Source organism: Lysinibacillus sp. NPDC093688 (assembly GCF_050280145.1).
GTDB classification, from domain to species: Bacteria; Bacillota; Bacilli; order Bacillales_A; family Planococcaceae; genus Lysinibacillus; species Lysinibacillus xylanilyticus_B.
On the sequence record NZ_JBNNUX010000070.1, the window covers coordinates 1 to 9,878 of the forward strand.

A 9,878-nucleotide genomic window follows, 5' to 3' on the forward strand; every position below is an offset into this window, starting at 1 on the left:
TTGCTGACGCTTCGCTTTCGCACAGATAAAACATTTGTTGCTGACGCTTCGCTTTCGCACAGATAAAACATTTGTTGCTGACGCTTCGCTTTCACACAGATAAAACATTTGTTGCTGACGCTTCGCTTTCGCGCAGAGCAAGGCTTCCTACGGGCGAGCGTCGAGCCGCTTCCTCCGCTACGTTGTTGCTGCCGCTGCGCTTTCGCACAGATAAAACATTTGTTGCTGCCGCTGCGCTTTCGCACAGATAAAACATTTGCTGTCGCTTCGCTTTCGCACGGAAAACATTCGCTCCGTGCAGGGTCTCGGGCCAACACGATGTTGGTCACGAAGGCGTTATCACAGGATGTGATGGTATTAGCCTTCGTTCCTCTATCGCTTTCCCGCGGGAGTCGAGTAGCCCTCCGCTACACGCAGTTAAAAATAGGGAAATATTAAATGGCGATGGAAATAAATGGTTCCTCATCGTTAATAAAATTAGCTCGAATCAAAATAGTATTAAAATTATGTTTAACTACTAAAAAAATTCAGACTAATTTATGATAGAAGCTCACTATAGAGAGACAGTTTCGAAACTCCCCACAAAATAGGGCTTTTGTCTACAGGTCTGAGGCTTTTTTTTATTGCATATTCACCGCATTTCGAGTAACTTTGATAAGGGCTTCGCTACAGCCATAATAAAAATATAAAATTATGTTCATGCTTGAGATAATAGGACGTTAATATACCTGGAGTTCGAATCATGATACAATGTGAAAGATGTTAGGAGGAACGAATTATGTCAAAATATACTGATTATAATTTTCAGCCATTTTTGCAGGACGCAATTGCAAAACTTGGCTTTACAGAACCAACGCCGATTCAAAAGGAAATCATTCCGCTCATATTAAAAGGAAAGAGTGCAATCGGACAAGCGCATACAGGGACGGGAAAAACACATAGTTTTTTAATTCCGATTGTGCAACGAATTAATCCTGAGAATCAGGAAGTACAAGCTGTTATTACGTCACCTACACGTGAGCTTGCACAACAAATTTTTGATGCGTTAAATCAATTAATAGAAGGAACAACTATTCAAGCGAAACTATTTATTGGAGGTACGGACAAACAACGCTCCATTGATAAATTAAAAACGCAACCACAAATTGTTGTCGGGACGCCAGGACGTATTCGTGATCTAGTTGTAGCGCAAGCGTTATTTGTGCATACGACACAAATGTTAGTTGTCGACGAGGCAGATTTAGCCTTCGATATGGGCTTTATAGAGGAAATCGATGGTTTTGCTTCCCAAATGCCAGAAAAGCTTGAAATGTTTGTATTCTCAGCAACAATTCCAGAAAAGCTTCAGCCTTTCTTAAAAAAATATATGGAAGCTCCTGTTCATATCCATATGAACGATAAACGCCCGGTCGCAGAAGGAATTGACTTTGTGCTTGTACCAGTGCGATCTAAATCACGTAACAAACGTTTATTGGAAGTTATTGAAGGAATCAATCCATTTTTAGCTGTCATTTTCACTAACACACGTAAAACAGCAGAGCATGTTGCTGGCTACTTAAATGAAAATGGGATTCGCTGTGGTCAAATACATGGTGATTTAAGTCCGCGTGATCGTAAGAAGATGATGAAGCAAATTCGAGAATTGGACTATCAATATATCGTTGCAACAGATCTTGCAGCGCGTGGTATCGATATTCAAGGAATTTCACATGTCATTAACTACGAAATTCCAGAGGACTTAGAATTCTTTGTTCATCGTGTGGGACGTACAGCGCGTGCAGGTAATAAAGGAACTGCTATCACTTTGTTTGAGCCATCAGATGAGGATGCAGTAGTACGTGTTGAGAAGATGGGCATTCCATTTGTTCAAAAAGACGTAAAAGATGGCGAATGGTCTGAACTAAAAGATCGCCATGCACGTAAAAATCGTGTGAAGCATGAAAATGAAATCGATGCGAAGGCTAAAGCATTAGTGCGTAAACCGAAAAAAGTAAAACCAGGCTACAAGCGTAATATGAAATGGGAAATGGATAAAATTAAAAAACGTGAACGTCGTATAAAAGCTCGCGGTAAAAAATAAGGAGGCATTCAAATGCTACTTGGATCTCATGTTTCAATGAGTGGAAAAGAAATGCTGCTCGGATCAAGTAAAGAGGCACTTTCTTATGGGGCAAATACCTTTATGATTTATACAGGAGCACCGCAAAACACTCGTCGTAAGGCAATTGCTGATCTTAATATTATGAATGGTTTACTACACATGAAAGAGCACGGCATGACAAATATTGTTGTCCATGCTCCATACATTATTAATATTGCGAACACAGAAAAACCTGAAACTTTCCGTCTAGGTGTAGATTTTTTACAGACTGAAATCGAACGAACAGCGGCGTTGGAAGCAACACAAATTGTGTTGCATCCTGGTGCCCATGTCGGTGCGGGAGCAGACGCAGGGATTGCCAAGATCATTGAAGGTTTGAATGAAGTACTGTCACAGGATTACCCTGTACAAATCGCATTAGAGACAATGGCGGGAAAGGGAACTGAATGTGGTCGTTCTTTTGAAGAGCTTGCTAAAATTATAGATGGCGTAACACATAATGAACGTCTTTCAGTATGCTTTGATACGTGCCATACGCATGACGCTGGTTATAATATTGTAGAAGATTTTGACGGTGTCTTAAATGAGTTTGATAAATTAATAGGTGTTGATCGTATCAAAGTCCTGCATATTAATGATTCAAAAAATGTTCGTGGTGCAGGAAAAGACCGTCACGAAAATATTGGCTTCGGTCATATTGGCTTTGATGCATTAAAGTATGTTGTCCATCATCCACAATTAATGGAGATTCCTAAAATCCTAGAAACACCATTTGTCGCATTAAATAGTGATGCCAAATCAAAATCGGCTCCTTATAAACATGAAATTGAAATGCTTCATAATGGAGAGTTTAAACCAGAGTTAATCGACGCTTTAAGAGGATAGAATAAAACAGCCCGAAATCAGCTGCATAAGACTGATTTTCGGGCTTCTTTTATCTTCATTCAGCAAATGTAATTGTAGTGAAAGAGCAGCGACAACAATTTAGCTAAGGCGAAATTGATTATTTCGTAAACAATGCAATTAGTTGTCTGGAACGCTTTCTACCTAAAACAGCTTCAACCTCTACAAGAATATCTTTTGGAATACCTAAAAAGAGCCATGAAAATGAGAATTGCTCCAAATAAGGCCGGAGTTTTTTTACTTCAGAAGTAGTAATTTCAAATCCTTCAGAACGTGCAATCGCAACAATTTCCTTATCATTACTTTGTGTTAATTGCTGTAAAAATTGAATACTCAAAGCTAATCCTCCTTTTAAAGTTGTTTTGTCTTTTGAACAAAATCAATCTTGTGAAAGTCAAGACAGATATGAAACCCTTCACGATAAAATTTTATTTTCCTAACAACACACATTACAATCTTATTTTCTGGTCATCACCAAAAGTTGTGGATTACATTTGTTAAAACGTATGCCATGTATCTTCATTCAGTAGAAGGCTCCCTCTAAAGGGGGCTTATATAATGTGGGTGTGTTTCCCTTTCTATTGATATCCAAACACCCACTGAATGAAGATAAAGCCTCCGGTGGATGTCACGGATTTTCAAAGGAATGAATTGTGCGGGCACAATTCAAAATCCGGACGCAATTAAGCCAAGGCGAAATTGATATTAGTTGATTGGAGTGGAGACTGGGCGACTCCTTGGGAATTAGCGTCACAGATGAGACTCTGAACGAGCCAGCAGGGGAACGAAGGCTAAGAGCATCACATCCTGTGATAACGCCTTCGTGACCAGCATCGTGTTGGCCCAAGCGGCTCATCGGACGCCCCCAGGAAGCTCTGCTCTGCGCGAAAGCGAAGCGTCAGCAACAAAGCGCCCAGTCGGAACGGAAATCAACCACACGTTATGATGATTTTATTCTTTACAAATACTGTACTTTCATTTATACTTACAACTTGTTAAATCGTAATGATTTTGAATTAGAAAGAAGAGAACATACATGAAAAAATCATTAATTGACATTGAAAACGTGTCATTTCAATATGACTATACGCAAGTATTAAAAAATATCTCTTTCCGTGTGGAAGAGGGAGATTTTTTAGCACTTCTTGGTCCGAATGGTTCAGGGAAATCTACATTATTAAAAATTATTTTAGGGTTACTAAAACCAATGTCTGGAGAAATAAAACTATTTGGTGAACCAAGTTCAACTTTTAAGCATCGTGAATGGATAGGGTATGTGTCCCAAAAATCGAATGCCTTCAATTCAGGGTTTCCAGCAACCGTCCAAGAAGTCGTGAAAAGTGGATTATCCAAAAAATTAGGATTATTTAAAAGACCTGGACGAGATGCAAAGGAAAAAGTGTTAGAAGCATTAAAAGCTGTTGGCATGGAAGCATTTATGAATCGTAATATTGGTGAGTTATCTGGTGGGCAACAGCAACGTGTCTTTATTGCAAGGGCATTAGTTAGTGAACCGAGGCTATTAATATTAGATGAACCAACTGTCGGCATTGATCATGAGAATGTGCAGTCCTTTTATGATATGCTGGCGGAATTGAATCGGGAACAGGGAATTACAATGATTCTTGTTACACACGATGTTGATACAGTGTCGAACCGTATCAGTCATGTGGCATGTTTAAATCAAACTATACACTTCCACGGTTACAAAAATGAATTTGATACAATTTCTCACGATGCGCTTGATGCTTGGTATGGCCATTCTGTGAGAAAGATTCACTAGAAGGAGAAGGCAAATGATTGAAGCAATATTTAACTATGAATTTTTACAAAATGCCTTTTTCTCTGGGCTATTAATTGGCATATTGGCGCCGCTGCTAGGTGTTTTTATTGTCGTTCGAAGGCTCTCGCTTATTGCTGATGCCTTGTCACATGTGACACTGGCAGGTATAGCGGGAAGCTTATATATCAGTCAATCTGTTACAGCGTTGGCAATGCTAAATCCAATTTACTTAGGCATACTGGCCTCTGTCAGCGGTTCGATTTTAATTGAGCGTCTTAGACGTTTATATAAGCACTATGAAGAGCTTGCAATTCCGATTATTATGTCAGGTGGGATTGGTATTAGTGCTATCTTTATCTCGCTTGCAAGCGGCTTTAGCACTGATTTAATGAGCTATTTATTTGGTTCGGTGTCAGCTGTATCACGTCAGGATTTATGGGTAGTAGTAGGAATTGCTGTTGTTGTCATTGTCTTTTTGTTTATATTTTTTAAGGAACTTTTTGTTTTATCTTTTGACGAGGAATATGCAAAAGCAAGTGGTCTACCTGCACGTTGGATTCATCTCTTATTTATGATTGTTACAGCGCTTGTTATTGCTGCAAGTATGCGCATCGTCGGCATTTTACTTGTATCATCACTTATGACGTTACCAGTGGCTGCTGCAATGCGACTTGCAAAGGGCTTTAAGCAAACTATCATCTATGCAATTGTCTTTGGCGAAGCGGCTGTGTTAATCGGTTTAGTTAGTGCGTTTTATTTAGATTTAGCACCTGGTGGTACGATTGTCGTTACTTCTATCTTAATTTTGTTACTTGTTATACTAGTGAAGAAAATAGTATTTAAAATGGCTACAAAACGGGAGGAGGTAGCGCAGTGAATGTTTCTAAAGCGTGGGAAATTTTAAAAGAAAACGGCTATAAAAAAACAGATAAGCGGGAGTTAATATTAGATATGTTTGCAGCAACAGATAAATATTTAACTGCTCGAGATTTATTAGGTGTTTTGAAAAAAGATTTTCCAGGTATGAGTTTCGATACGATTTATCGCAACCTTGCAACGTTTGTGAAGCTAGGAATACTGGATGAAACTGAGTTATCTGGGGAGCGGAATTTCCGCATGCATTGTGAGTCTGAACATCATCACCATCATTTTATTTGTATGGATTGTGGCAATGTTAAGGAGCTAAGCCTCTGCCCTATGGAGATGCTTGGAGAAAAGCTGCCAGACTATGAAATTGAAAATCATAAATTTGAGATCTACGGTAAATGTCCAGAGTGTAGGCCTGAAACTTTTTAAAATTTGTGATGATAATATTTAAAGAAAGGGGTAATTCCAAGTGAGGTTTCACTAAAGAATTATCCCTTTTATCGTAACTATGTTGTGCTACTAGGAACTTCAATTCACCGACTATTATTGTTCTTATCCTAATAATCTATGATTGTTGTGTGAGAGGAGATGGTAGTATATCCGCTAGTCATTTGAAAAGATTTATCATGGGAATTTGCCTTCTTTCGCAAATAATAAAAAGACGAATGATTACTAAAAATCATTCGTCTTCTTTATATTATTGATGTTTTTGTTGGAATTCTACCATAAAGTCACGTAATGCTTCACAAGCCTTTAACGGTACAGCATTATAAGTAGAAGCACGGCAGCCTCCTACAGAACGGTGTCCGTTAAGTCCAACAAATCCTGCTGCTTTTGCTTCAGCAAGGAATTGTTTTTCAAGCTCCTCATCAGCAACACGGAAAGTGATGTTCATTAAAGAACGGCTTTCTGGTGTTGCATGACCTTTATAAAATCCGTTGCTATTGTCAATGGCATCATAAATGACTTTTGCCTTTAACTCATTATGCTTCTCAATTTCTGCAACGCCGCCTTTTGATTCTACCCATTTTAATACTTCACCTAACATATAGATACCGAAAGTTGGTGGTGTATTGTATAAAGAGTTGCTATCAGCATGCGTTGAATATTTTAATATTGTAGGAATGTTTTTATTCGCTTTCTCTAACAAATCTTTGCGAATAATGACTACTGTTACACCAGATGGACCAAGATTTTTTTGAGCCCCTGCATAAATAAGACCGAATTTACTTACATCAACTGGTTTAGAAAGAATATCACTAGACATATCTGCAATTAACGGTACATTTCCTGTTTCAGGGAACTCTTTCCACTGTGTACCGTAGATCGTATTGTTTGAAGTGATATGCACATATGCATCCTCTTCAGTGAATTGAATATCTCCTAAAGCTGGGATATTACGGTATTGATTTTCTTTTGTACTCGCAGCTTCTACAGGCGTACCAAATAATTTAGCCTCTTTGATTGCTTTTTCAGACCATGAGCCTGATAATACGTAACTTGCTTTTTGATCTGCCTGTAGGAAGTTCATTGGAATCATCGTAAATTGAAGACTAGCTCCACCTTGTAGGAAAAGGACTTCATAGTTTTCTGGGATAGCATAAAGCTTTTTCAATAAAGCAATTGCTTCATTATGTACTTCATCGAAAATGGCACTACGGTGGCTCATTTCCATAATAGACATGCCTGAGTCACGGAAATTTACTAATTGTTGTTGGGCTTTTTCTAATACTTCTAGTGGTAGTGCAGATGGGCCTGCGTTAAAATTGTATGCACGTTGTGTCAAAGTGGTACACTCCTTGTTTGTTTTTATAAGGTTAAACCTTATTCATAGGTTTTTTAGTTCCTATTAATTGGTTGTTGAATCTATCATGCTTTTACAGATCATTTAAGGATTTAGAAATATACTATTGACCGTTAAAGCGGATAAAAGCACTTTACAGGATTATAACTCAATTTTCAAGAGAAAAAATAAAATTCTCACTATTCGAGCAGAATAGTGACAGGCTAGCAACAAAATGTACACAATTGAGTTAAATTTATAATAGCTGCTGAAGTTTAAACACGAACAAATAGATGCATAGATGTGTTTATGCGGGTTAATACTTCGTGATTTAATACGTTGCTTAACCGGTGGGATTATAAAATGTTCGTGTTTGTTTATGTGTGGAATGACCCCTTCCCAAATATGTACTCGCCTGCATATTCCTCTTCGAAAGGACACATTCCGTGGGTGAGGTCTGAGCCCGGAGAGGGTGCGTATTAAATATCGTGAAGGGAAGCTTATATATTGGACGATATTTTTCTAACCTTTCACAAAACCAAGTAACTTTCGGTATAATGAACTGTGAATACGGATTTAAGGGGTGTTTTAATGTTTACAATAGAAGAGGCCTGTTTAGTTGTCGTTGATGTACAAGGGAAGTTAGCGACAATTGTTGATGAAAGTGAAGCAGTAATTGAAAATGTGGCCAAGCTGGTACAAGCTATGGAAGCATTGGAGATACCAGTTTTATGGCTTGAACAAAATCCTAGTCGTTTAGGTGGGACAGCGTTAGAGATTGCTCAGCATATGAAGGGTCAACAACCTATCGCTAAAATGGCTTTTAGTGCGTGCCAGGAACAAGATTTTGTAGATGCATTGAAGGCAAGTGGTCGTACACAATTTATTGTGACGGGTATCGAAACACATATTTGTGTCTACCAAACAGCTCGACAGCTAAAAGAACAAGGGTTTGAGGTTGAAGTGGTTGCAGATGCAGTGTCGTCTCGTACAAAGGCCAATAAAGAGGTAGGGCTTGAGAAGATGAAAGCACTTGGCATTTTACCAACAAGCGTGGAAATGATTTTATATGAGTTACTACAACGTGCAGATCATCCACATTTTAAAACAGTGTTACAACTCGTTAAATAAAAAAACTCATCTTAATGATAACAGGTTCTGTTTTCGAGTACAAAACTCTAAAAAACACTATAAAAAGGATATCAAATCGCAATGATTTGGATATCCTTTTTTTATTGATATAAAGCGACTTTTTAACAATTTTCATACGAAATGGAATATCAAATCGCATAAATAAAGTTACATTATAGAAAGTTCTATAACGATGCGAATACATAATCTTTTTTTCGCACGAATTAGTTGGAGTGATAATTTAAATGGCAAGGAACTATATTCAACTAACGGTGCAGGTTAGTTGAACAAGAATATTTGTTATACTTAAAAATCTAAGCTATATTTTCTGTTAAGCAAACAGATGTGGTGATTTGAAATAAAGGTTTTAAGGATATAGGTGATTAAATGAAAAGCAAATACAAATTAAAAGACCCTTCAAAACAATATATTAAAGTGGTGGAACAAGCTAGTTCTTTCTATGGTTTGTTTTCGCGGAAGAAAAAATTAAGAGAGATAGAGTTATTAAAAAATAAATTAAATGACGAAGATTTCGAAGTAGACGAATTAGCTAGTGGATTTATATTGATAGCTTATAAATATGAAGAAATTAAAGATTATGAATCTGCAGCATTTTACTTTAATAAAGGTTTAAACTTTGGTAAAGACGTCCTATTTCCTTATAACCCTTTTTTTAAAAGAGTATTAAAAACTTTTCTAAAAGCAAGTCGAAAAGATTTATATGATTATTGGCGTTCAGATTTTTTAAAGCGAAGTCTTTACGACAAAAAAATTAACAAATTGATGAAATCGTAAATCCTCTTATTCAACTCCCATGAAAGAACGTAGAAATCTTTCATTTTCTGTGGTGTAGCGCCGATTTTGCGCTACATGGATGACTAACGGGTAGTTTTTCTTGAAGATCATTGAGTTGCCTGAGCAGCTCTTTTTTCTTTATTGAACTAACGGAGCAGGTTACTTGAAGAAGGATATGATAGAGGGGGTTGAGTATGAAGCGTTTAATTATAGTTTTAGCAGTAATTTGGTTGATTTTATTAGCTATGTGGTTTTTAACTTCAGGGTCACCAAGTTAGAGTGTTATTAGATTATTCAACTCCCATGAAAGAACTTAATCATCTTTCATTTTCTGTGGTGAAGTGCTGATTTTTGCACTTCATGGATGGCTAACGGGTGCTTTACTTGAGAGCAATTTAGACAACTCTTTTTTCTTATTGTGCTAACGGAGCAGGTTAGTTTAATAAGGTGTTTGTTTTATCATTAAACAATAAAGATAGATGATCAAAGAAAAGAAGTAATACAATTTAATATTA

The 9,878-nt window shown here is 37.4% G+C and carries 9 protein-coding genes; 7 read left to right on the top strand and 2 right to left on the bottom strand.

Annotated elements, in window-relative coordinates:
* Nucleotides 1-778 precede the first annotated feature (778 nt).
* Nucleotides 779-2,080: a DEAD/DEAH box helicase gene (locus tag ACQKN2_RS24415; RefSeq protein WP_427417235.1), complete on the top strand. Its 1,302-nt coding sequence runs from the start codon at nt 779-781 to the stop codon at nt 2,078-2,080.
* Between the two features lie 12 nt (nt 2,081-2,092).
* Nucleotides 2,093-2,986 (top strand): deoxyribonuclease IV, encoded by an 894-nt coding sequence (locus ACQKN2_RS24420; protein ID WP_427417236.1) that lies wholly within the window; start codon nt 2,093-2,095, stop codon nt 2,984-2,986.
* Nucleotides 2,987-3,104: 118 nt separating this feature from the next.
* Here ACQKN2_RS24420 and ACQKN2_RS24425 read toward each other — a convergent pair whose 3' ends face one another.
* Nucleotides 3,105-3,341, bottom strand: coding sequence for a Nif11 family protein (locus ACQKN2_RS24425; RefSeq protein ID WP_323651624.1), 237 nt, complete (start codon nt 3,339-3,341; stop codon nt 3,105-3,107).
* A gap of 699 nt (nt 3,342-4,040) precedes the next feature.
* Here ACQKN2_RS24425 and ACQKN2_RS24430 point away from each other — a divergent pair.
* Genes ACQKN2_RS24430 through ACQKN2_RS24440 form a run of 3 tightly spaced genes read left to right on the top strand, consistent with a single transcriptional unit; the run spans nt 4,041 to nt 6,083 of the window.
* A complete protein-coding gene (locus ACQKN2_RS24430; RefSeq protein ID WP_427417237.1) occupies nt 4,041-4,787 on the top strand; it encodes a metal ABC transporter ATP-binding protein in 747 nt (248 codons plus the stop codon).
* A 13-nt stretch (nt 4,788-4,800) separates the two neighbouring features.
* The gene (locus tag ACQKN2_RS24435) at nt 4,801-5,664 is read left to right on the top strand and encodes a metal ABC transporter permease (RefSeq protein WP_427417238.1); all 864 of its coding nucleotides are present in this window, start codon (nt 4,801-4,803) and stop codon (nt 5,662-5,664) included.
* A complete protein-coding gene (locus ACQKN2_RS24440) occupies nt 5,661-6,083 on the top strand; it encodes a Fur family transcriptional regulator (RefSeq protein WP_427417239.1) in 423 nt (140 codons plus the stop codon). The genes ACQKN2_RS24435 and ACQKN2_RS24440 overlap by 4 nt, the downstream gene beginning before the upstream one ends.
* Nucleotides 6,084-6,351: 268 nt before the next feature.
* Here the strand turns inward: ACQKN2_RS24440 and serC are convergent, their stop codons facing one another.
* Nucleotides 6,352-7,440, bottom strand: a complete 1,089-nt coding sequence (gene serC / locus ACQKN2_RS24445) for a 3-phosphoserine/phosphohydroxythreonine transaminase (protein ID WP_427417240.1) — start codon at nt 7,438-7,440, stop codon at nt 6,352-6,354.
* A 588-nt stretch (nt 7,441-8,028) separates the two neighbouring features.
* On the opposite strand from serC, the gene ACQKN2_RS24450 reads away from it, so the two are divergent.
* Both ACQKN2_RS24450 and ACQKN2_RS24455 read left to right on the top strand, forming a co-directional pair.
* Complete coding sequence (locus ACQKN2_RS24450) at nt 8,029-8,568, top strand: hydrolase (RefSeq protein WP_427417241.1); 540 nt, start codon at nt 8,029-8,031, stop codon at nt 8,566-8,568.
* Between the two features lie 387 nt (nt 8,569-8,955).
* On the top strand, nt 8,956-9,363 hold the full coding sequence (locus ACQKN2_RS24455) for a hypothetical protein (protein WP_427417242.1): 408 nt from the start codon (nt 8,956-8,958) through the stop codon (nt 9,361-9,363).
* Nucleotides 9,364-9,878 lie beyond the last annotated feature (515 nt).

Coding starts and splice junctions, on each gene's coding strand:
- ACQKN2_RS24415 (WP_427417235.1), top strand. CDS start 779: ATGTCAAAATATACTGATTATAATTTTCAGCCATTTTTGCAGGACGCA.
- ACQKN2_RS24420 (WP_427417236.1), top strand. CDS start 2,093: ATGCTACTTGGATCTCATGTTTCAATGAGTGGAAAAGAAATGCTGCTC.
- ACQKN2_RS24430 (WP_427417237.1), top strand. CDS start 4,041: ATGAAAAAATCATTAATTGACATTGAAAACGTGTCATTTCAATATGAC.
- ACQKN2_RS24450 (WP_427417241.1), top strand. CDS start 8,029: ATGTTTACAATAGAAGAGGCCTGTTTAGTTGTCGTTGATGTACAAGGG.
- ACQKN2_RS24435 (WP_427417238.1), top strand. CDS start 4,801: ATGATTGAAGCAATATTTAACTATGAATTTTTACAAAATGCCTTTTTC.
- ACQKN2_RS24455 (WP_427417242.1), top strand. CDS start 8,956: ATGAAAAGCAAATACAAATTAAAAGACCCTTCAAAACAATATATTAAA.